The following is a 21,306-nucleotide window of genomic DNA, read 5'->3' as shown; positions in this document are numbered from 1 at the left end:
GAGAAGATGCACATGAGCGAGATATGCATAACCTACGGTCAGACCGAGGCTTCTCCCGCAACTACTATGAGCAAGACCACTGATACTCTTGAACAGCGTGTAAACACAGTCGGCGGACCTATATTCGGCGTTGAGTGCAAGATCGTTGATCCTGAGACAAATCAGGAAGTACCTGATGATGTAGACGGCGAGTTCGTAGCAAGAGGATACAATATTATGAAGGGCTACTATAAGATGCCCGAAGCTACCGCAGCAGCTATTGATCCCGAGGGCTGGCTCCACACAGGTGACCTTGCAAGAAGACGTTCTTCTGACGGCTATTTCAAGATCACAGGACGTATCAAGGATATGATAATCCGCGGCGGTGAGAATATCTATCCGAAGGAGATCGAGGACTTCCTTTACACATATCCAAAGGTAAAGGACGTACAGGTAATAGGCGTGCCCGATGAGGATTACGGCGAAGAGATAATGGCTTGTATCGTTCTTCAGGACGGCGAGACTGCTACTGAAAAGGAAATAAAGGACTTCTGCCTTGCAAGAATGGCAAAGCACAAGTGCCCTAAGTATGTGGACTTTGTAGAAGGATTCCCCATGAATGCAGCAGGAAAGATACTCAAGTACAAGATGAGAGAGCAGGCCGTTGAAAAGCTCAAGCTCCACAAGGCAGACAGTATCGTTACTGCATAAGTACATAAAATCAGCCGCTGTATATACAGCGGCTTTTATAAAGTTGTCATAAAAGCCTCATCAAACTCCGTGATGCATTGATGTTAAGCATTTCTCATTATGAACTGGCATGATAAAATAATACGCAACTGGGTATATGCAGTCAGGCCAATTTCTGCTATACTGTAAAAAAACAAGAAATAAGGTTTTTGAAATCCTGTCATGGCAAAATGCCGTATCGGTCATTTTGCAGAGGCACAGATACTTGAAGCAATAGAGATCGACTACATTGATGAAAGTGAAGTCCTTTCACCTGCCGACGATGTCTATCACGTTGACAAGACAAAGTTCCGTGTGCCGTTTGTATGCGGTGCAAAAGATCTGGGCGAAGCACTGAGACGTATTGCAGAGGGAGCATCAATGATACGAACAAAGGGCGAACCCAGTACAGGTGATATCGTTCAGGCAGTACGTCATATGCGTATGATGAATTCTCAGATACGTCATGTGGTGTCATTGCAGGACGATGAACTATATGAGGAGGCAAAACGTCTGCAAGTACCCTATGAGCTTGTAAAACAGGTTCACGACAGCGGCAGACTGCCTGTTGTGAATTTTGCGGCAGGAGGAGTTGCTACTCCTGCTGACGCTGCGCTTATGATGCAGCTTGGCGCAGAGGGTGTGTTTGTAGGTTCTGGAATATTCAAATCAGGTGATCCTAAAAAACGTGCCGCCGCTATTGTACAGGCTGTTACAAATTATAAAGACGCAAAACTGCTTGCTGAATTGTCATCGAGTATTGGCGAGGTAATGGTCGGCATAAACGAACAGGAAATAGCCATTTTAATGGCAGAAAGAGGCAAATGATGCGTATAGGGGTACTTGCGGTACAGGGAGCATTTGCCGAGCATATTGTCGCTTTGGAAAAACTTGGTGCGGAGGCATTTGAGATAAGGAATACAGTCGATCTCAGTCAGCCTTTTGGTGGACTGATACTTCCCGGCGGCGAAAGCACTGTTATGAGAAAGATGCTGCATGATCTTGGTCTGTTTGACCCGCTTAAATAGAAGATCGCCAGCGGACTGCCGGTTCTCGGGACCTGTGCCGGAATGATACTGCTTGCTAAGAATATCGACAGCGGCGAAGAGCCATGTTTCGGAACTATGGATATTACAGTAAAACGCAACGCATACGGACGACAGCTTGGCAGTTTCGTCTGCACAGACAGATTTGCTGACAGTGATATCACAATGCGGTTTATTCGTGCGCCTTATGTTACAGAGACAGGAAACAATGTTGAGATACTGTCTGAACATGATAACATAATAGTTGCAGTGCGTCAGAAAAATCAGCTTGCTACTGCTTTTCATCCCGAACTGACAGACGATAAGGCAGTGTATGAGATGCTTTTCGGAATGATTGAAAACAGAGCAGCAAAGTGATATAATAGTAATATAAATCTCGGTGAAAGGAAGTGCAGATGTGCATATCAGTATAGACCATAACAGTCAGACGCCTGCATATATACAGATATATTCAGTGATCCGAAACATGATTGTAAACGGTGCATATCCCATGGGAACACGTCTGCCTTCTAAGTGTGAGCTTGCCCGTGACAGCGGCGTCAGTATCGTGACAGCAGAACACGCCTACCAGCTTCTCGCAGAAGAGGGGCTGTGTGAGCTTCGTGCAAGGAGCGGATGTTATGTAAAGTACGTTTCTGAGCACAGCTTTCCGCTTTACGACTATTCGCAGGATAATACTTCCAAACACAATTCTGCTGATTATCACAACGAGGATATACCGTTTTCGGCAGTTGCTTCAAAGCTGCGAAAGGTCATACTCGACCAGTGTGAACGCATACTGATGAAGTCGCCGAATAACGGCTGTGCTGAACTTCGTGATGCTATATGCCGATATCTTGCAAGAAACAGGAATATCAACGTCACAACTGAGCAGATAGTTATCGGTTCGGGAGCGGAATACCTCTACGGACTTTGTATACAGATGCTCGGCAGAGACTGGACAGTTGCGCTGGAAAACCCGTCATACCGAAAAATACGTGAAGTCTATACAGCCAACGGCGCATCCTGTGAGCTGCTTTCAATGGACAGTGAAGGTATACGGACCGATGAACTAAAACGATCAAAAGCAGGTATACTTCACGTCACACCGTTCAACAGCTTTCCAAGCCATATCACTGTCTCAGCCGAACGAAGGCAGGAGTATCTGAACTGGGCAAAGGAGCACAATGCAGTCATTATCGAAGACGATTACGATTCCGAATTCTCTCTGACATGAACTGCACCTCAGACGCTCTACTCGCAGACTTCCGATGAGAATGTGATCTATCTCAACACATTCTCGAAGACAATAGCCCCTTCGCTCAGAGCCGGTTATATGATTCTTCCGGCTGCACTTATCCCGCTGTATCAGCAAACCGTCAGTTTCTATTCCTGCACTGTCCCGATGCTGGAGCAATTCTTTCTGGCAGAGTGGCTCGATTCAGGTGAATTTGAAAGAAATATCAGCAGGATAAGAAATAAGCCTTGAAACTATATTATTCTAATTTACATTAATAATTTATCTCAGCAAGTGTATTTATCCAATGATAATTTTCATTGCTGTGCATTGGATCATGCAAATCATTAAATGTAGATGGATGCCCTATAGTACTGATCATGTTTAGTATTTTATAAACGGTCGATCAGTTTAGTTGGATTCTTGGAGGAATATAATAACGGCAACGATTATCAGATTTTTAGTTAATACATATTACACGAAAGCTACAGCACCCTTACGGGAGCTGTAGCTTTCATAACATTATATCGCCTTTTATTTGTGTGAAAAATTCTTGATTTTCACACATTACTGCAAAATGCAGTTATACCTGTTTTGTAACGCGCTATTTATAGCCTTTTTTCGTATGGAAACTTTTATGGAATAGAATTATTCTTATTAAAAGATATTTCTGTTATAGCTATTTGGTTTCGATTATTCAAATATAATCAGCTCCCATATATTGCTTAAATACTATAATAAATATAGAAGGATAAGAATTTACTGGCTCCACTTCCCTTTCAATATCGCATCGCTTTCTATTGTATTACTTCAAAAATTAATGCGATGTATTTGAAACGGATTTTATATGTGTCAATAGGTCAAGAGCTATTGAAATATTATAATGCCCCTTTGTATGAAGGCGCTTTTTTATTGACAAGATTTTTGACATCTGATATTATAAACATATTGACATAGAAAAATGAATGTAATAAGTTTATATATCTGATTGAAGGTGAATATATGCTCAAAGAATTTGAAATCTGTATCAACGACAAATCATGTGACGATTATTAGTATGATGTTGCGCTTTTTGAGACTCAGGAAATGCTGAACAGCTTTTCTGATGAGGAATGGATGGAATTGTTTGAAAAGATAGACAATTACTCTGAAAAAGCTCAAATGCACTGCGTGGAGTGCTTGTCGGATATTGATAACAGGAACAGTTTGTTACTGATCCTCAAACTCAGCGATACCCCAAATCGGGAATTATTTGTAACTTGTGTCGATTCGCTGAGAAATATGGATCTTTCATCTTTATATCAGAGCGAAAAGGAACACCTTTTGAAAAGAGTCAAAGAATATTCTGCTGATGCTTCAAAGCTTGAAATAATTGTACTTAAAGCTCTTATGGATGCAGTAGGCTAACGAGGTCATTATGAGAAATATATTGAAATAATCGTTCAGGAGGTTCAAGATGATTAGTGGAACTTACGGAGTCTACCATGGAGAATAACACAGAATTGGCTTTGAGCCAAACGGTAAAATTTCATTATCCTCCAATTCTGGTGATGAAATAGATGATACATTTGTTGATCTGTATCATCTTGGAATGTATACAAAAATCGTAGATCGTACAGAGCTTTCTGAGGCTTACAGTCTGGAATCCTATGCGGAATATAAAGGTTATAAGATTTCCATAGCCCGCGAAGCGGGTGATGAATATGAATTATATCTCAGCGATTATGCGCTTGCAGAAAAGCTCGGATTTGACAGATGAGATAAATGCGGATACAATCTGATGGTCAAAAAAGCGGATGTCAAAGTGATCGTCGAAAAGAAGCCGATCAGACTGTGATTATAATTGCCTTATAAACAAAAAATCCCCCTCGCCAAGCAAGAAACTTCTCAGTTTCCTGCCTGATGAGGGGGGATTATAAATATCTGAAGCTCATTTTAGAACGGAAAGCACCGCATTAATCACAATATTACGCATAACATCGGTATCAAGTCCGTAAAGCTCATTGTTCATCATCATATGGCAGTGCTGTTCCATAATACCTATCGCAGAATACGCCTTTTCCCTGATATAAGTATCATCGTTCATAAACACCAAAAGCCTTGATGTAACAATTTTCATTTTTTCTCCTGTTATTTCACTGTACAGTATCCTGACATCTTCATCGGTGTGTAGCAATCCCTCAAGCTCCACGTGAATATCGTGGTATCTTTTATGGAATGCTTCAAAACTTTTTAATATAACTTCAAGATACTGCCTTATATCCGTTATCTCATCGGGAATTTTGGTATTGCCGAGCTCAGCTATGTTTTCGATATTATCAGCACCGTAGGATATTACCGACAGAAGAATATCTTTCTTGTTCCTGAAATATCTGTATGCTATGCCCGTAGATACTCCCGCTTCTGCCGCTATATCATCAACGGTCGTTTTATGATAGCCCTTTTTCTCGTACATTGAAAGTGCCGCTTTCAGCAGATTTTCTTTTGTTTTCTGAGACCTTGCCTGAACGGGTTTTGCGGTATTTTGCATTATTATCTCCTTTTCTTTAGTACAGCAAATCTGAAAAGATCGGGGCCAAGTACCTTTGCACCCGATTTATCCGCTGCTTCTTCAAGGCGGCGTATTTCTCCCGATGTCAGCTTTACCCTTACCGCTTCGGCTTACGGCAGCCGCATATAGGAACAACACCCTTAACACTTTCGCCCCTTATAATAATGTGAGAGGACTCTCACATTAAATATACAACATGATTATTCATTTGTCAATAATAAAGTGAGAGATTTCTCATTTTATTATTGGTACAATGTAATAGCATATCAATCAAATCTCACTTCTAAAAATCTAACTAACGAAAAGTCCCAGCACCACTAACTGTGATGCGGGGTTCGCTCTATCTATCCACATTTCGATACTGATCGTCACGCCGGACTTGAACCTGAACTCCAAGTAGTCGTCGTGAAAATAAAATGTTTTTTAAAAGCAACAGCTCCCACGAGGGAGCTGCTTTGTTTAGTATGATGCTTTTACGTCAAACTTTTATTTTGTATGTTTCATATAGTTAAACTAAACCGTTTATTCCTTTGAATGTAATTGTACCGACATCGTTGGAGAACTTATCCAGAGGATATTTTCTGTCCGAATTAAACCACTCCTGATATGCACTCAACATACCGTTTATGGAGTAATTGACAATCAGGTCAAGCTTGGGCTCGGAAATGCTTATCTGCTTGGCAAATGCATCCTTGACTTTGCTCTTCAGCAGCTCAGAAATTTTGCTTACAAGACTGATATTACCATTTGATTTCATAAGATAACCGTAAAACTCGATATCGCTGTTTATTATATCCGTCAGCTTCTCAAATATAGGCTGCGGATTTTTCATTGCCTCCTGAAAGTCAATATCATTGATCTCATTGTCAAGCAGACATATCAATTCATTCTCGATCTCATCGATGACCTGATATAACCCGCTATAGTAGTTATAGAATGTTTTTCTGTTTATATCAGCCTTATCGGCAACATCACTTACTGTAATTGAATTAAGATCCTTTTCAGAGAGCAACTCGGCAAAGGAATTGCGAATGGCTCTTTTGGTCTTGAGTATCCTTCTGTCGATTTTTTTATCCTCGTTCATCAAGCTCACCCTTCTACAAATTATTATAAATATGAGGCATAATACTCAATTGCGAAGCAAAGTGTGGTAAATTCCATATATTGCATCAAAAATGTCCGTTCACTTTTTTGCTCACTTGTATTATAATATACACATGAGGTATATGTCAAGTGTCTGAAATAATATTCAAGTATATAATTTGAATATCTCTAAAACAGCTTTCGGAGGAGACCATGATAAGGAGAATAAGAAAAATGGGAATAATTGGTGCTGCTGCAATAATAATTATCAGTATCGGCTTATGGGGAGATATGTTATGGGAGATCATATCTTTACAGATACATACTCACAAGGTCAAAAAGAGAAGAAAAGCTTTATATGAAAATGAATTTTCCGAATAAGCCAGTTTTCAATACAAGACCTTTTCTTCCTGCACAGTAAGAATTTATAGACGATACAGCCTGTAAACAGTATGAACAGAAAAGAAAAGATCATAAAGTACGTAAAAACACTTTCAGCTGTAATATGGATCATATTATTTCTGTTTCTTATCGGCAACCGAAATTATATGTCTGCATCGGCAATAGCTGAATATTCTCCGAAAAATCAAATTCTTTCCGCTTTAGCAATGATTATGCTCTATGCATTCAAAACAGTTTCTATTATTTTTCCGTATAAGGTCTTGCAGATAACTGTCGGAATGAAGTTTTCAATAATACCTGCTTTATTCATCAACCTTGCTGGTTCGGCAGTAAGCTTTGCCGTAGGCTATCTCATGGGACGTTTTTACGGTACCGAAGCTGTAAAAAAATAATACAGAAAAACCAAAAATTATCGCTGCTTATGGAAAGGCAGAGCAATAATATCATTTTTTTCAGTTTCTTTCTGAGGACTCTTTTATTTCTGCCATTAGAGGCAGTAAGTATGTATTTCGGCGCAGTAAAAGCTGATCCCCCAAAATATATGCTTGGAAGTATATTGGGAATGCTGCCGAATATTATTATCTCCACTATCATGTGTGATAATCTGTCAAAGCCCGCATCTCCTGCTTTTTTTATCTGTAGCTTTATTCGTTTTGATCTCAATTATAGCAATTATATGGTATATCAAATATATTAAGATGGAGGATAAGCATTGAATATATTTCTAACTTTAACATTTCTGTTTGCGATCGGCAGTATGTTAGGCTGGGGACTTGAAGTCCTCTTCAGAAGATGTGTAACGCAGAAGAAATGTGAAAATCCGGGAATTCTTACGGGACCTTGTCTGCCGCTTTACGGCTTCAGCCTGTGTATATTATATTTACTTACTCAGCTTGAACATACGCTGCCTGTTAAGACTGAGTGGCTCGAAAAATTAATACTATTTGCTCTTATGGCAATAGCAATTACAGCTTTGGAATATCTGATCGGAACTCTAATGTTATCAGTTGCACATATCCGTCTTTGGGATTACTTTGACTGCAAGTGGAATATTAACGGGATAATATGCCCTCAATATACATTTTACTGGATGCTTTTAAGCGCAGTGTATTACTTCCTGATACACCCTCATACGTTGAATGCTCTGGACTGGCTGTCCCACAACCTTGCCTTTTCATTCGGAATAGGCTTCTTTTACGGGATCTTTGTCATTGATGTAGCATACTCGACACATATTATGAATTATATAAGCCGTTTTGCTGATGAAAATCAGATCGTAATACATCTGGAGTCCTTACGGAAATATGTTCAGGAGGGCTTCAAACAACGCAAACCACGTTTTCTCCTTTCCTTGAAGCCCGAAAAGCCGCTTTCCGAAATTCTGGAACAGTATAAAAACAAATTGTCGTTCAGCAAAAAAAATAATAGCAATTAAAAAACATGGCTTTTCAATTGGTATGAAATATCATATAAAACGGGCGCATATTGAAAGTCCGTTGAGCCCCACCATTATCTGTTTCCTTTCCAAAAAACAGAAACCAATCATTATCCTAAAGGTATTAGGCTCACGGACTTTCAATACGCGCTTAAATCTTTTATAACTTCATATCTTCTATTCAGCTCCGCTTGTTTTGGCACCAGAAGTGCCACTTCGGAGCAGGAGGCATGGGTTCATGCTTGATAAGTGCTCTTATTACTCTGCGGTGAGTAAAGCAGCAAGCAACTACTGCACAGATGACTAATAAAATAACGATACCTTTCATAGTCTTTTCCTCCTTTTTATCCGTTGATCATCTGCTGTACCAGTTCACGCTTCTCATAGAGGATACAGCCTCCATCATGGTCTTCCAACAGATAACCTTCATCTCTAAGCTTTCTGAACAGCGGCGAATTCATTGCCCCTTTCAAAGAACTTTCTATTACGTTGATATCTGAGTAAGGCGAGAACGGACAGGGTTCTGCACCACCGTGGGAATTGATATGGAAGAAGCCCCTGCCTGCGGCAACGCAGCCGCCTGAGCTTTTCTCATCGCCGGGGAACGATATGTATACCATTTCGGGACGAGTTTCCCTGAGCCTTATTATCTCGCTCTGCATAAACTCACGCTCAGTATCTGTGGGAGCAAGCTCGCGGCTCTCTTCGGTCACAGGGACATACTCCACGAATATGACCACTTTACAGCCTTTATCCGCAAGACTGTCCAGAAAAGCCTGTGAAGTCACTTCCCTGTAATTCCTTGTAGTTACCGTCACGGACGCACCGAATATGAGTCCGCGCTTTTTTATCTCGTCCATATTGGCGAGAAGCTTGTCGTAAATGCCTGCGCCGCGCCTTTCATCTGTCAGCTCGCGGCTTCCCTCGATACTCATAACAGGTATGAGATTGCGGCACTTGTCAAACAGTTCCAGATACTTTTCATCAAGGTATGTGCCGTTTGTAAAAATAGGGAACAAGATATTCTGCTTCTTTCCTGCCGCTTCGATAACACCGCGTCTCAGCATGGGCTCTCCGCCTGCCAGCAGGATAAAGCTTATACCGAGCTCCTCGGCTTCATCGAACACATTCTGCCACTCATCATCGGTGAGCTGCCTTACAGGTTCGGAATCGACTGTTGCGTGATTGCACCTTGAGTAACAGCCTGCACAGTGAAGATTGCACTTGCTTGTGATACTTGCGATAAGGAACGGCGGTATATGTTCACCTTTGTCCTCAGCTTTCCTTCTCTTTTTTGAAGCTGTACGGCTGGAGGCGGCAAATTTCAGCATAAATGCACTTTCCTTCGGGTTCCTGAGTGTAGCTTTTACAGCTTCGGACACTATACGCTCTACGCCCTCGGTGAGATATTCCTGAAGATCAAATTTTCCACCCATAATATCACCTCAACAATTCTTCTACCGCTTTCCTTACATCTTTCATATAAGCTGTAGGCTCAAATCTTGCAATAACTTTGCCTGTTCTGTCTATGAGGAACTTTGTGAAATTCCACTTGATATACGCTTTATCTCCGAATTTCTTGTTATTCAGCTCTGTAAACTTACTTAGCGCAGCGTATTTAATTCCCTTGCCAAAGCCTTCAAACGGCTTCTCCGCAGCAAGATAAGCAAAGAGCGGTTCTGCATTTTCGCCGTTAACGTCTATTTTTGCAAACTGTGGGAACTCAGTACCGAATTTCAGCTTGCAGAAGGACTGTATCTCATCGGCACTGCCCGGAGCCTGATTTGCGAACTGATTGCAGGGAAAGTCGAGTATCTCAAAACCTTTATCACGCAGGTCACGGTACATTGCTTCAAGAGGCTCATAATGGGGAGTAAATCCGCAGCCTGTGGCGGTATTCACTATCAGCAGCACCTTGCCGCTATAATCGCTGAGTTTTACGTCATTTCCCATGCGGTCTTTAACTGTATGATCGTACACTGTTTTCATAATTGAGGCTCCTTTCACATCATCATAACTCGAAGTTTGATCCAAGTAATTCATAAAGCAGCGAATAGAGCTGCTTTGCCTTTTCGGGAGAGATCTTAACGCACTGCCCGACCTTAAAAGGGATATCCTTTGCCTTTTCCTGCAATGCCTTGCCCTGTTCAGTCAGATAAATGAAGACTGCACGTTCATCGTCCGTGCTGTGCTGCTTGACGATATAACCGAGAGTTTTCATCTTTTTCAGCAGCGGCGAAAGTGTTCCGCTGTCAAGCATGAGCTTTTTACATATCTCACCTACTGTAACACCGTCCTTTTCCCATAGAACTAAAAGAACTATGTATTGTGTGTAGGTGAGATCGAGTGCTTTCAGGTAAGGAGTGTACGCCCCCGTTACAGCTCTTGCCGCAGCATACAGCGGAAAACAAAGCTGATTTTCAAGTTTCATTGCTTCCCTGTAGTCATATTCCATTTTATCACTCCCTGATTTTATGTTGCTTTCAATTATATTGTATCAAATATATCTCCGCTTGTCAAGTCCTTTTTTACTATTTTTGATATTTAACTAAAAGCTGCGACCTTATCTGATTCCTCATCAACATACTCTTTATCCATTATAAATGTGAATATCTCAGAAAATTCGTCTTTACCGGCTTTCAATATTTTGCCATACATTTCTTCATCATTTCTAATTCTTTCAATATGCCTGGCTCGATACTCCGAGACCTTCATGTTTTCTTCAGCTTTGAACCGCAAAGCCTTATCATTACTAATAATATCACAGCACAGATACGAATTCCACATTAAGGGAATTTGCTTATATGTATCATAAGAAGTATATGAAGTAAAAATTAAACAGCATTCATCAGCATGACCAAGGGCATATTCTGATAGTGAATATCTAAGTTGCTTACTGCAAATAGAATAGTCAATATATTTAGGAGAATTAATACAGACAACATGTCCGGTATATACACATATTTTCGACTCTATAAGCTCAGCAAAATCCTTATCATCTCGCAACAACCTCTCATAGTTGTCACGATCGATAACGAAGGTCTCATCCTCTTTTAATGTGCCCTGAGGAAAAGTGAACGGCTGATAACTACAGTCATCAACAGTAACAAAAGTTCCGTCAGCGTAATCGTATCCCAACTGACGAAGGCGTTCCTTCACCGTTCCTTCAAGAACATTAAAGTCCCACGAAAGCTTGTATATCATGTTCTGATAGTACATTCCGCTGAAAGGTATATCACTAGGATTATTTAGACTTTCATCATTATTATACTCTTCGATAGCCATCTCAACAAGATGCTTAGGCATAGCCACACGAATAGCAAGCTCGTTAGCCTGCCATTCTGCGTACCAGTAAGCTCTCTCTTTCAGTGACATGGAATCATCCAAGGTAATTGGCTTAGATGTGCAGTTCATAGGTTTTTTGTCATCTTCAAGAAGTTGACTAATAAAAAAATACAGTTTATGTTGGTTCCAATGAATAAGCTCATGCGTAGCTACAATGATATCATCATGGCGGTTGCCATTTCCTTTATAGTAATCGCTGTTGAGAAGGATTGAGTTTGCAGGAATATGTTCATCAGTGAAGCATTTGTTCATATTCCGGATATCATAAATATCTGCAGTTGATGATTTGAAGTGTATTTGCCCTAGGATACCTTCTTCAAGTATAGCTGTCCACATATTAAGATTGTATTTTTCCTTAATATCAATAACCGGAAACCAATACTTGTGTTCGGGATTTTTTTTGATTCGATAACAAAGAACTCTATGTATCTTTTCTGATTCTTTCTCAAGTGAATCCCTAGAGATATCAGGTAATCCGAACATTGCGGGTATGTCTTCTTTTAGTTCCCTTTCAGAGATCTCTGCAGAGAAGATAAGATTTAGACCTGAAAAGCCTGTTAATACATTTCCGCTGAAAGAGATATTGTAATACGCTGAGGAAACGTTGTTTTTGATTTTGTTGTACACCTCAGCACATACGTCCATAAAAACCATTGCATTCGGTTCAATTTCCGGAACACAACGAACATTGACTATTGTAATATCTTTTAAACAGCAATTGCCTTTGGCATTACTATCAGCTTGGATATAATCATTCACTTTTTGTAAAATCTCATCTTTCCTGTTAAAGTTAAGATAATCTTTTAAGCTTTCATACTGTGTCACAGTCAAGCCTCCTTGATTGATATGCTATCTCTCGAGCGAACCCTAAAATACATTTTTTCATAGCAATTACGTTTTTTCTAAAAATTCAAATTGCATTTTTCTCAAAAACAGCCTCTTTTTGAGAATTTTTGGATTTCAAAATTTTCAAAAAGCGTAATCGGACCACCAAATGTGTTTTTTGTGGTTACTCTCTTCAAAGCTGAGAGAGTGAGAGTAACCATCATTTTTTACTTAAATTATAACATGTTCCTTCATTGAAGTAAAGAGGCTGATTGATAGTTCTCAACTAATGAGAAGAAACTGAATGAAAAAACAGAAGCAATGTAGTGACTATTGAACCGCCCTTACGGGCGACATAGATTCATGATATTTTTTGTAAAAAAGTATTACTATATGATAATCTGGAGCGAAGCGACCTGTATTCTCAGTGTAGTCTTAGAGGTTCAGGTCGAAGGAACTAGTATCAACAGAAGAACTCTTGATATGGTACATGTGATATGATAGATATGATGATTCAAGTCATGAGTACAGTACTGAAGCAACTGTCACAAGTCACAAGATCCTTCGATTCAACCCACCAACCCGTCCATTCGATCTGCATACTTCTTGGACTTCACTGAGTTGTTTAAAGTCAGATAGCAATATCCGCGCCAGATTTATACTATAGTTGAAAGGAAATTTCGTATGAGAAAACCCGAAGAGAAAAAGACCGTACGCAAAACGGTACTTATGACAGAAGCTTTGTCAAATGAAATTGAAGAAGAGGCTAAGAATCGTGGCATTAAACCTAATGCCGTGATGAACGAAAGGCTGAAACATCCTGGAAGCGACAACAAACCGTCATTCATGGCAGCGGTTCAGGACTTTACAAACAAAGCTGTGAAGAAATTGGAAAAATACTCCGAACAGGAAGCAAAAGAACTTGAAAAGGAAGGTAATAAGTTATGGACATATTAACTCAGAAACGTATAACAGATAACGGCGATGGAGCAGGCTACTTCAGACATTGCGTGAATTACGTGTATAAGGATAAGCTTGAACCTGGAGAAAAACTTATACTGACCAAAGGCTATGGCGTATGCGATACCAACCCGAAATATACATACACCCAGATGTATGGAGTGAAGGAGTATTTCGGAAAAACTGGCGATAATCCAGTAATGCACCTTGTTGTGTCATTTGATAAAAACAAGGTGTTTGACTCAATAACAGCCTGCAATCTTACAGAGATAATCGCACAGCACCTTAGAAAGAACTATCAGGTAATAACAGCTGTTCATTATGAAAACCAGGGAGGTTCACTCTACCATGCTCATTTTGTTGTAAACACGGTGGATATCTATAACGGAAAGCTCTATCACAGCGGTATTTATGAACTCGGACAGTTAGCAATATTCATTCACAACCTGACCGGAAACTTCTGTAAGACTGAAATCAAGTATGAGGATCCCACAAAGTAAAAACAACGTAGAATAGAAGTAAAACAAGAAAGCCTATAACGACAATTCTGAATAAGAAATCAAACAGCTGTATCTATACTGATATATGAAAAGGTCTCCCCTCAAGGGGAGATCGGCTGTTTGATGCTGTTTACTATCAATGGAAATGCCAATATTCTGAAAGAAACTGCTGCTGTGACTAACTGGTTGAGAAAAGCAAAAGGACGCGCTTCCCAGTGTGAAAACGTGTCCTATTTATCGTATGAATCTAATAAAGATACAAGGTCTTGATTAAGGATTTCGCTAATTTTCCATCTTTTATCAAATGCATCAAAAGCTTTTTCAATATAATCTACCGTAGGAGTTACCAAACATACTGGCTCATAACTCCAATTATCATCTTTGCATTTGCGCCAACTCACGATATATGAAAATAAAATCTCAAGTGTTCTCTCAACATCCAAATCCAATACCACAGGCTCTTTTTTCGCATAATAGTAATAGACCATTCTTAGTGCGCTGTATATGAACTTCAACTTGTATTCCGGACGCATTGTGCTCATTGTAGGAAATGCTTGAAAAGTTATTTCTTCACCATGTTCTTCATGCTTCATTTCCATGCTATAGTCATTAACAAAGGCCAAATCTTTGGGAAGATACAAATCGGCACCACAGTAATGGTATATAGGAATATGCTGCTTTTTAAGAGAACCACGAATATCTTTGGCATTGATAGTAACTATTCGTGTACTGGTATCAAGCGTATCTCCAAATGTCAGAACATAATAGTCCACTCTTTTGTCTGCTTTTTCAAGGAGTTGAATGAACTCGTCAAGAACAAGTAATACAGGTGTATTTTCGTAATGCACCTTCCCATTGTGATGAAAGAAAAGGTTCTGAAATGCTGAATGCACTTCTATAAGAATAATAAGCCTATTATCAGCATTTCTCTTATCAGCTTCAACCTTGATAGCTCTTTTGTATTCGTCTATGCTTGCCATATGGGTATCTAAAGCAGATTTGAAGCTATAATAGAAAGTCTTGATGGTAGCGTAAGCAGAATTATTGAAGTGGGCGCTTAATGTATCGCAAAGGCCGGTTATCGCTTCATCAGGAATATGTTCTGAGTTAAGCACCTTCTCTTGCCATTTATTAAAGTATGCGAGTGTGTTGCTCTGATGAATTCGTCCCATAGACTGGTACTTTGTCTTCTTTTTACTCTGCTTTTCCTTAGAGAGGTGGTCAACCATGAAATGCTCGATACCTACTACTATACCTCTATCGTTCTTATTGGCAGGAGCTACATAGCGTATGAAGTCAGGACGTTCATCAGATTCACGATCAACGTCTATGCCTGACATCAGCTTGCCGATACGTTTGCTGTCACCCTTTTGAGAGAGACAGTTTTCAATAGCGGTATTCAGGCATTTTAATTCAACATCCTTTTTAGCCAGCATACATAGACCTCACAGATTACGGTATTACCAAAGGCATATTTTTACTTATTCAGCGTTTTTTTAATTCCTTCAGTTTATCTTCCTTTTCCTTCTGAGCTATCTGTTCATCAAGGATAAGCTCAATAGAGTATTTAAGAGATGGGAACAGTTCTTTTGAAGCTTGCTCTGACAATTCATGGACGCCTTTACTAAGCCAACCATAAATCTTGTCTTTGACACCTGATAAGTCGTCAGGAATAATTTTTTCTCCAAGCGATTCTAAGTATTCTATTTTCTCATTAAACCGCCTTTTGTTATACTCCTCTTCGTCCCATTCTGGCAGCTTAGAGCACTTATCCTGAGCATTTTTTATAAGCGTTTCATATATGCGTCGGAGATATAAAAGAGAGCCGCAACCTACTCCTGAAGCATGCAAACCTAAAGCCATTGAAAAGTCTCTGAAACTGTCACTGGACAATACTTTATTGTACTTTTCAATATCAAACATCTGAAGATCAGCCATGGACGGTTCCTGACCAACCTTTTCAAGAACAAGACAATACTTCAATTTTTCGTATTCATCAGATTCGCGCTTATCCTTGCAAACAGCTGTAGCTTTGTGAATAATGTAATATGCAGTGACGTGATGGCTTTTATCTAACGAACAGACAAAATCACGTCTTAATTCGCTGAAATATTGGCTTATTCCCTCAACACAAGACAAAGCAGCTTGATTAGTGTCTATATCTTCCTCATTTACTTGTTGATTCCCGATTAAATCCATTTCATCTTTTCCAGAACAATATAATGCCCTCAATGGATCAAATATGTTTCGTGTTGTTGAAGTTCCTGCTGGATACATTCCTTGATCAATAGGTACAATAACTGTTTTATTATATGGCACTTCATAATTGTCTTTGAGAGTAATAGTATCCAACTGTTGAGGATTAATAGTAATCATTGGCGAAAATACTTGGACTCTTTTGCATTCAGCACATGGAAGCATGATATTCTCTTTTAAGAAAAGGAATCTATGCAAAGCCTTAACCTCTTCACTAACATATACGTTAGTTACAATAGTAAGATCTTTTCCCAGTGGAGGAGAATGCCTAAATGATGTCTTCCATGAGATATTTGATGTATCAATCAATACTCCTTCATACAAACCTAAGTCTGTAATAAGCTTTTCAGGCGTGAAGTTATCCTGAGCATCATATAATAAATGTGATAAACGTGGCAATTCAAGTATTTTTTTAGCTGAATAATGTCTCATAAATCCTCCTTAACCCTTATCTATAGCCCCCAACGCCCTCTCCAGCACATCAGCAATGCGTTTCTGCTCGGCGAGGGGTGGGAGTGGGAACGGTAAATTCAATACTGACGGTCTGTCTATTCCTGGTATAAGCCCTTGCCCGTTATTCTTAATAACAGATAGCTTTGATACAAGAAATAGTTTCATAAACTTCGTATCTATGAATTCACTCTTTTTTACAGCCATAAACTGCCTTGCTATATGAGCATAATCAATAGTGCAGATAGTTATTTTTCCATATCCAGAGCCTTTGCATACAATCAGAACATCATCTGTATTTGCGATACAAGTTGGCTTTTCGGTCCATCTATTGATAATTAAATCTCCATTTTCAGCGATATTGCTTGCACCTGTCAGATACGGAGTGCCAATGTTATCAGCATTATAATCAGAAGGTTTGAAATCCTGTCCTGATTGAAGTGTTATGCACTCGCCTACCGCACAAATGAATCCATACCGCTTGTATGCAGAAGGAGATTTTTCATGTACTTTCTGTTTTCATCAAAAAAACGCATACAGTCGGTCACGATTTGTTTCCACTCATATCCTTCTGTGCCGAACTTTACTATGATTTCCGAGGTGCGCTGAACATAGTCATAGGCGATCAGATCATACTTGTCCTTGAAGTGACGGTAAAATGTTGCAGGAGAATAATCACAGTTATACACAATATCCTTAATGGTTATCTTGTCTATCGGAACTGTCCCGGCAAGCTCGCGGAATGATTCGGCGAGTATTTCTTTGGCTGTTTTGCGTTTCATGGTAACACCTCGGTCATTTGTTTTTACCATTATAACATACCACCGGAGAAAGGTCAACCAGCAGAAAAGGGAGAGTCCCGCATCACATGATACGGGGATTCTCGTATTTAATCACTTTTCAATGCTGATCATTACACCTGATTTCTATGCGGAGGTAGTTGATTTATTAAACGAAAGCCAGCTCCCTTGTGGGAGCTGGCTTCTTTCATAACATTATATCGCCTTTTCTTCGTGTGAATTTCGTGTGAATTCGTGTGAATTTTGCCTGTTTTTTCTTCACACGCAACTGCAAAAATGCAGTTCAAATAGCTTTCTACAGGCATGAGAAAAGTCTGTATTTCGGTGCTTTTCTCGAAATACAGGCTTCTTTAAAAGAACGGACAGAGAGGGATTCGAATATTTTTAAATGGCTATTTTCGCCTATTTATAGCCTTTTATACTTTTCGTGTGGAATAAATGAGTGGAATAGAATTATTCTGAATGGAAACCATTTCTGTTCTAGCTGCTCTCTTTCAATTATTGAAATATTGATATTTCCTGCATATTTTGCTTAAATACTATAATAAAAATGAAGACGCCTGTAATTACTGACTCCATTTTTATTATATCAAAAAGCCCCGAAAAGTCAATCTGTAAACCTTTTGCAAATCAAATCCCATTGCAATGTATCGCCATTTGCGCTTCACTTCTCATGTGGATATGCCTCAATAAGATTTTTTATGCATACGGATACTAAAACGAAGACTTCTTAGTATAAAGCATAATAAATAATATCTGTTTGCTTTATACGCCTTTGTATATTTGCACATTATGTTTTTTATTCAGCACAAAATGCACTATAAAGTCTCTTGACATACAGCGTAAAATACCATATAATTACGGTGTAATCATGCACGAAATGTAATACATAATTTTTCAGGAGGTGGAAACCCATGAAGCATAATAAGCTGTTGTCCGGTCTGATAGCTCTCTTTCTGACGGCATCTGCCGTTCCGTATCAGGGAACTGCTGTTCATGACGGCACAAAATATGCTTCTCACAGAGGAGCAGACAAATTCACACTGACAGCTGCGGCGGCAGATAACTGTCAGATATTCCGTGAACAGGATCTGAAGAATTTTCAGAATTATTTGCTCGGAAAAAATACTGATGAAAACCTTGACGGAAAACAGTATGATCTTAATAATGATGGTGTATGGGATGTTTTTGACCTGTGTCAGATGAGAAAAAAGGTCGTATCCCATCAGCAGAGCGGTATATCGGAACTATATATCAACGAAGTATGCTCTACAAACAAAAAATCAATAAAGGCAGCTGATGGAACATCACCCGACTGGATCGAATTGTATAATGCGGGTGACAATGTCTGTGATCTCAGCGGAATCGGAGTTTCAGACGGTGACAAAAACCGTTACAAGTTCACATTTCCACAGGGAACGACGCTTGGCGTCGGTAAATATATCATCATTTTCTGTGATGATACCGACTCAGCAACAGGTGAGCTTCATGCTGCTTTTAAAATTAGCGCAACAGGAGAAACCATATACCTGACTTCACCTGACGGTACGGAGCTTGACAAGCTTGAGCTCCCTGAGCTTGATACTGATGTTACCTTCGGAAGAACCCCCGACGGCTCTGACAGTCTGGCATTACTGAAGCCCACACCCGGAGCTTCTAACAGCTCAGCTGAAGTGGTATACCGTGTTGAAAAGCCTGTATTCTCATCAGAAGGAGGCTTCTATGATTCTACATTCGATCTTGCTATTTCAGGCAGCAGCGGCTCCACTGTGCTTTATACACTTGACGGTTCGGATCCGCGCACCTCGGGTTCAGCAAAACAGTATCAGGGAAGTATCAGCATACGCAATAACACCAATGATACCAATCAGCTCGCTTCTATCCGTGATATTTCTCTCAGAGGCTATGAGCCTCCGAATTTCGCAGTGGATAAGGGCATGGTAGTTAGAGCGGTATGCAGGGACAGCAACGGACTTTACAGCGACGTAGCAACAAACAGTTACTTTGTCGGAAAAAACGCCTCATATTACAATGATATGAAAGTGCTTTCAATCTCCACTGACAGCAGTAATTTCTTTGATAAGGAAAAAGGTATATATATGATCGGTGATCAGTATTACCGCTGGAAGAACAGTGGCAGCTTTGATCCCAATCTTGATGTGGGAAGCAACGAAAATCCGACGAATTACAACTCGGAGGGCAAGGAATGGGAGCGCCCCTGCAATATACAAGTATTTGAACAGGGTAAGCTCAAGTTTACAGAAGATGTTGGAGTCCGCATAGCTGGAAACTGGTCTGCCGCATTCCCTCAAAAGAGCATGACGTTCTATGCACGCCGTGACTACGGTGCAAATAAAATGCAGTATGATTTCTTCGAGGGCGGTGCCACAGATATTGACGGCGCAAAGATCAAGGAATATAAAAAGGTAACTATCCGAAATGGCGGAAATGCTTATGATAACTGCCGTTTCCGTGATGACCTGAACCAGTCCCTCGCAGAAGGACTATCACTCGGTAAACAGGCAAAGCAGGATTATATTGTCTTCCTAGATGGAGAATTCTGGGGTACCTATTCAATGCAGGAAAAGCTTGACGAGAACTATCTTGAATCACATTATCATGTGGATTCCGACCGTATAACTACTGTAAAGAATGGTTACGAGTATTCGGGACTTGATTCGGCATATCAGGATTTCAAGCAGTTCTGGAACTGGGCTATGTCCGCAAATATGTCAGATCCTTCAAATTATAAAAGGGTATGCGATACTCTGGATATTAACGGCTTGATCGACTTTATCGCTTTTGAAAACTATATCGCAAACTGGGACTGCATTATTAATAGCAATAACTGGATGATATGGCGTTCAGACGAGAACGATAGCTCAAATCCATATATGGATGGTAAATGGCGTTTCCTGCTATTTGATACGGAGTATTCTTCAGGCTATGACGGACAGTGCTCATTCCGCCGTGACTGCTTCAAGAATATGGACAAATCAGGAAAAATCACCAGTATTTCCTCACTATTCAACAAGCTGATGAACAATAACGAATTCAAGCAGCAGTTTTATAGCCGATACAAGGAGATAATGAATGATAACTTCGATAATTCTAAGGTATCAGCAAAGATAGACTCATATGCTGCCGCAACAAAAGATGCTGTTAATGATACTTTCCGCAGATTTGGCATAAGTTCAAACTATGACAGTTGCATTAAAATGATCCGCAATTTCTACAAGAACAGAGCGAAATATGCAGAACACCATCTCAATCTCCTCTATGGAATAAATGATAACTGGCAGGACGATCCGAATATGATAGATCAGTTCGGCTGGAGCGTCTGGATGAATGATGGTGTCGGCTCTATCGAGTACAATGATGACGGAAGCATAACTGTCAATGTATCAAAGACAGGGCAGTATGCGCAGGTAAGCAGCAGCACAGTTTCACTTCAGGCAGGAAAGACTTACCGCATGACTTACAAGATCAGTACTTCACAGAACATAAACACTTATACGATGTTCCAGCAGGGCTACGGAGAGTATAAGAGCTATTCCTACCATGAGCATACGTTCACTCCTAACGTTCAGACTATCACTGACACAGTAACTATGACTCAGTCAGATGACAATGTCAAGTTCCTTATCGGACTGGATAAGGGAACCGGAATATATCGTATTTCTGATTTCTCACTTATTTGCATCAATTGATATGAAAAAACGGCACTTC

The 21,306-nt window shown here is 40.0% G+C and carries 21 protein-coding genes and 2 pseudogenes; 12 read left to right on the top strand and 11 right to left on the bottom strand.

The window, feature by feature from the left end; translation table 11 throughout:
• The 6 genes and pseudogenes from BLW60_RS15015 to BLW60_RS16920 all read left to right on the top strand — a co-directional run.
• Window positions 1-690: AMP-binding enzyme (locus BLW60_RS15015; protein WP_139283394.1), on the top strand; the 690-nt coding region annotated here is incomplete at its 5' end.
• A 195-nt stretch (window positions 691-885) separates the two neighbouring features.
• Window positions 886-1,536 (top strand): annotated as a pseudogene (locus BLW60_RS15010) (pyridoxal 5'-phosphate synthase lyase subunit PdxS); the annotation flags it as partial.
• Window positions 1,536-2,111, top strand: a pseudogene (pdxT, locus tag BLW60_RS15005) (pyridoxal 5'-phosphate synthase glutaminase subunit PdxT). The pseudogenes BLW60_RS15010 and pdxT, both read left to right, overlap by 1 nt.
• Window positions 2,112-2,151: 40 nt before the next feature.
• Window positions 2,152-2,970 carry an aminotransferase-like domain-containing protein gene (locus BLW60_RS15000; RefSeq protein ID WP_242872897.1) on the top strand — a complete coding sequence of 273 codons (819 nt, stop codon included), beginning with the start codon at window positions 2,152-2,154 and terminating at the stop codon, window positions 2,968-2,970.
• 1,086 nt (window positions 2,971-4,056) lie between these two features.
• A complete protein-coding gene (locus BLW60_RS14995; protein ID WP_074718830.1) occupies window positions 4,057-4,377 on the top strand; it encodes a hypothetical protein in 321 nt (106 codons plus the stop codon).
• A 184-nt stretch (window positions 4,378-4,561) separates the two neighbouring features.
• Window positions 4,562-4,729 carry a hypothetical protein gene (locus BLW60_RS16920; protein ID WP_175460954.1) on the top strand — a complete coding sequence of 56 codons (168 nt, stop codon included), beginning with the start codon at window positions 4,562-4,564 and terminating at the stop codon, window positions 4,727-4,729.
• Between the two features lie 171 nt (window positions 4,730-4,900).
• On the opposite strand, the gene BLW60_RS14990 is transcribed toward BLW60_RS16920, so the two are convergent.
• Together BLW60_RS14990 and BLW60_RS14985 are read right to left on the bottom strand one after the other, a co-directional pair.
• Window positions 4,901-5,500 carry a TetR/AcrR family transcriptional regulator gene (locus BLW60_RS14990; RefSeq protein ID WP_074718828.1) on the bottom strand — a complete coding sequence of 200 codons (600 nt, stop codon included), beginning with the start codon at window positions 5,498-5,500 and terminating at the stop codon, window positions 4,901-4,903.
• A 529-nt stretch (window positions 5,501-6,029) separates the two neighbouring features.
• Window positions 6,030-6,605 carry a TetR/AcrR family transcriptional regulator gene (locus BLW60_RS14985; protein WP_074718826.1) on the bottom strand — a complete coding sequence of 192 codons (576 nt, stop codon included), beginning with the start codon at window positions 6,603-6,605 and terminating at the stop codon, window positions 6,030-6,032.
• A gap of 212 nt (window positions 6,606-6,817) precedes the next feature.
• Here BLW60_RS14985 and BLW60_RS16915 point away from each other — a divergent pair, with 212 nt between their 5' ends.
• The 3 genes from BLW60_RS16915 to BLW60_RS14970 all read left to right on the top strand — a co-directional run bounded on the left by BLW60_RS16915 (window position 6,818) and on the right by BLW60_RS14970 (window position 8,441).
• Window positions 6,818-6,985, top strand: a complete 168-nt coding sequence (locus BLW60_RS16915; RefSeq protein ID WP_175460953.1) for a hypothetical protein — start codon at window positions 6,818-6,820, stop codon at window positions 6,983-6,985.
• 71 nt (window positions 6,986-7,056) lie between these two features.
• Window positions 7,057-7,398, top strand: coding sequence for a hypothetical protein (locus BLW60_RS14980; protein WP_074718824.1), 342 nt, complete (start codon window positions 7,057-7,059; stop codon window positions 7,396-7,398).
• 320 nt (window positions 7,399-7,718) lie between these two features.
• Window positions 7,719-8,441, top strand: a complete 723-nt coding sequence (locus tag BLW60_RS14970) for a putative ABC transporter permease (protein ID WP_074718820.1) — start codon at window positions 7,719-7,721, stop codon at window positions 8,439-8,441.
• A 181-nt stretch (window positions 8,442-8,622) separates the two neighbouring features.
• On the opposite strand, the gene BLW60_RS16910 is transcribed toward BLW60_RS14970, so the two are convergent.
• The 5 genes from BLW60_RS16910 to BLW60_RS14950 form a co-directional block, all read right to left on the bottom strand.
• Window positions 8,623-8,769 carry a hypothetical protein gene (locus BLW60_RS16910; protein WP_175460952.1) on the bottom strand — a complete coding sequence of 49 codons (147 nt, stop codon included), beginning with the start codon at window positions 8,767-8,769 and terminating at the stop codon, window positions 8,623-8,625.
• A gap of 16 nt (window positions 8,770-8,785) precedes the next feature.
• Window positions 8,786-9,877 (bottom strand): radical SAM/SPASM domain-containing protein, encoded by a 1,092-nt coding sequence (locus BLW60_RS14965; protein ID WP_074718818.1) that lies wholly within the window; start codon window positions 9,875-9,877, stop codon window positions 8,786-8,788.
• A 4-nt stretch (window positions 9,878-9,881) separates the two neighbouring features.
• The gene (locus BLW60_RS14960) at window positions 9,882-10,430 is read right to left on the bottom strand and encodes a glutathione peroxidase (protein ID WP_074718816.1); all 549 of its coding nucleotides are present in this window, start codon (window positions 10,428-10,430) and stop codon (window positions 9,882-9,884) included.
• A 22-nt stretch (window positions 10,431-10,452) separates the two neighbouring features.
• Window positions 10,453-10,896, bottom strand: a complete 444-nt coding sequence (locus BLW60_RS14955) for a MarR family winged helix-turn-helix transcriptional regulator (protein WP_074718814.1) — start codon at window positions 10,894-10,896, stop codon at window positions 10,453-10,455.
• 89 nt (window positions 10,897-10,985) lie between these two features.
• A complete protein-coding gene (locus tag BLW60_RS14950; protein ID WP_074718812.1) occupies window positions 10,986-12,611 on the bottom strand; it encodes a hypothetical protein in 1,626 nt (541 codons plus the stop codon).
• A 684-nt stretch (window positions 12,612-13,295) separates the two neighbouring features.
• Between BLW60_RS14950 and BLW60_RS14945 the strand changes: the two genes are divergently transcribed.
• Window positions 13,296-13,568: a hypothetical protein gene (locus tag BLW60_RS14945; protein ID WP_074718810.1), complete on the top strand. Its 273-nt coding sequence runs from the start codon at window positions 13,296-13,298 to the stop codon at window positions 13,566-13,568.
• Window positions 13,556-14,071 carry a relaxase/mobilization nuclease domain-containing protein gene (locus BLW60_RS14940; RefSeq protein ID WP_074718808.1) on the top strand — a complete coding sequence of 172 codons (516 nt, stop codon included), beginning with the start codon at window positions 13,556-13,558 and terminating at the stop codon, window positions 14,069-14,071. The genes BLW60_RS14945 and BLW60_RS14940 overlap by 13 nt, the downstream gene beginning before the upstream one ends.
• 230 nt (window positions 14,072-14,301) lie before the next feature.
• On the opposite strand, the gene BLW60_RS14935 is transcribed toward BLW60_RS14940, so the two are convergent.
• From BLW60_RS14935 to BLW60_RS14920, 4 genes are read right to left on the bottom strand one after another with little or no spacing between them, the layout of a single operon-like run.
• Window positions 14,302-15,507, bottom strand: coding sequence for a hypothetical protein (locus BLW60_RS14935; RefSeq protein ID WP_074718806.1), 1,206 nt, complete (start codon window positions 15,505-15,507; stop codon window positions 14,302-14,304).
• A 49-nt stretch (window positions 15,508-15,556) separates the two neighbouring features.
• Complete coding sequence (locus BLW60_RS14930) at window positions 15,557-16,759, bottom strand: hypothetical protein (RefSeq protein ID WP_074718804.1); 1,203 nt, start codon at window positions 16,757-16,759, stop codon at window positions 15,557-15,559.
• A 9-nt stretch (window positions 16,760-16,768) separates the two neighbouring features.
• A complete protein-coding gene (locus BLW60_RS16340; RefSeq protein ID WP_278289931.1) occupies window positions 16,769-17,224 on the bottom strand; it encodes a restriction endonuclease subunit S in 456 nt (151 codons plus the stop codon).
• A gap of 8 nt (window positions 17,225-17,232) precedes the next feature.
• On the bottom strand, window positions 17,233-17,589 hold the full coding sequence (locus BLW60_RS14920) for a TetR family transcriptional regulator (RefSeq protein WP_074718800.1): 357 nt from the start codon (window positions 17,587-17,589) through the stop codon (window positions 17,233-17,235).
• A 902-nt stretch (window positions 17,590-18,491) separates the two neighbouring features.
• Between BLW60_RS14920 and BLW60_RS14915 the strand changes: the two genes are divergently transcribed.
• A complete protein-coding gene (locus tag BLW60_RS14915; RefSeq protein WP_074718798.1) occupies window positions 18,492-21,287 on the top strand; it encodes a CotH kinase family protein in 2,796 nt (931 codons plus the stop codon).
• Window positions 21,288-21,306: the final 19 nt, after the last annotated feature.

This window comes from Ruminococcus flavefaciens, from assembly GCF_900108555.1.
GTDB classification, from domain to species: domain Bacteria; phylum Bacillota; class Clostridia; order Oscillospirales; family Ruminococcaceae; genus Ruminococcus; species Ruminococcus flavefaciens_P.
The sequence above is the reverse complement of the archived record's forward strand: the minus strand, read 5'-3'. Positions and strand labels throughout refer to the sequence as shown.

What these genes read in the sequence shown, in the direction of transcription:
- BLW60_RS14940 (WP_074718808.1), top strand. Translation starts at nt 13,556, where the DNA reads ATGGACATATTAACTCAGAAACGTATAACAGATAACGGCGATGGAGCA.
- BLW60_RS14955 (WP_074718814.1), bottom strand. Translation starts at nt 10,896, where the DNA reads ATGGAATATGACTACAGGGAAGCAATGAAACTTGAAAATCAGCTTTGT.
- BLW60_RS16915 (WP_175460953.1), top strand. Translation starts at nt 6,818, where the DNA reads ATGATAAGGAGAATAAGAAAAATGGGAATAATTGGTGCTGCTGCAATA.
- BLW60_RS14930 (WP_074718804.1), bottom strand. Translation starts at nt 16,759, where the DNA reads ATGAGACATTATTCAGCTAAAAAAATACTTGAATTGCCACGTTTATCA.
- BLW60_RS14935 (WP_074718806.1), bottom strand. Translation starts at nt 15,507, where the DNA reads ATGCTGGCTAAAAAGGATGTTGAATTAAAATGCCTGAATACCGCTATT.
- BLW60_RS14960 (WP_074718816.1), bottom strand. Translation starts at nt 10,430, where the DNA reads ATGAAAACAGTGTACGATCATACAGTTAAAGACCGCATGGGAAATGAC.
- BLW60_RS14985 (WP_074718826.1), bottom strand. Translation starts at nt 6,605, where the DNA reads ATGAACGAGGATAAAAAAATCGACAGAAGGATACTCAAGACCAAAAGA.
- BLW60_RS14995 (WP_074718830.1), top strand. Translation starts at nt 4,057, where the DNA reads ATGCTGAACAGCTTTTCTGATGAGGAATGGATGGAATTGTTTGAAAAG.
- BLW60_RS16910 (WP_175460952.1), bottom strand. Translation starts at nt 8,769, where the DNA reads ATGAAAGGTATCGTTATTTTATTAGTCATCTGTGCAGTAGTTGCTTGC.
- BLW60_RS14915 (WP_074718798.1), top strand. Translation starts at nt 18,492, where the DNA reads ATGAAGCATAATAAGCTGTTGTCCGGTCTGATAGCTCTCTTTCTGACG.
- BLW60_RS14980 (WP_074718824.1), top strand. Translation starts at nt 7,057, where the DNA reads ATGAACAGAAAAGAAAAGATCATAAAGTACGTAAAAACACTTTCAGCT.
- BLW60_RS16920 (WP_175460954.1), top strand. Translation starts at nt 4,562, where the DNA reads ATGTATACAAAAATCGTAGATCGTACAGAGCTTTCTGAGGCTTACAGT.
- BLW60_RS14945 (WP_074718810.1), top strand. Translation starts at nt 13,296, where the DNA reads ATGAGAAAACCCGAAGAGAAAAAGACCGTACGCAAAACGGTACTTATG.
- BLW60_RS14990 (WP_074718828.1), bottom strand. Translation starts at nt 5,500, where the DNA reads ATGCAAAATACCGCAAAACCCGTTCAGGCAAGGTCTCAGAAAACAAAA.
- BLW60_RS14965 (WP_074718818.1), bottom strand. Translation starts at nt 9,877, where the DNA reads ATGGGTGGAAAATTTGATCTTCAGGAATATCTCACCGAGGGCGTAGAG.
- BLW60_RS14920 (WP_074718800.1), bottom strand. Translation starts at nt 17,589, where the DNA reads ATGGTAAAAACAAATGACCGAGGTGTTACCATGAAACGCAAAACAGCC.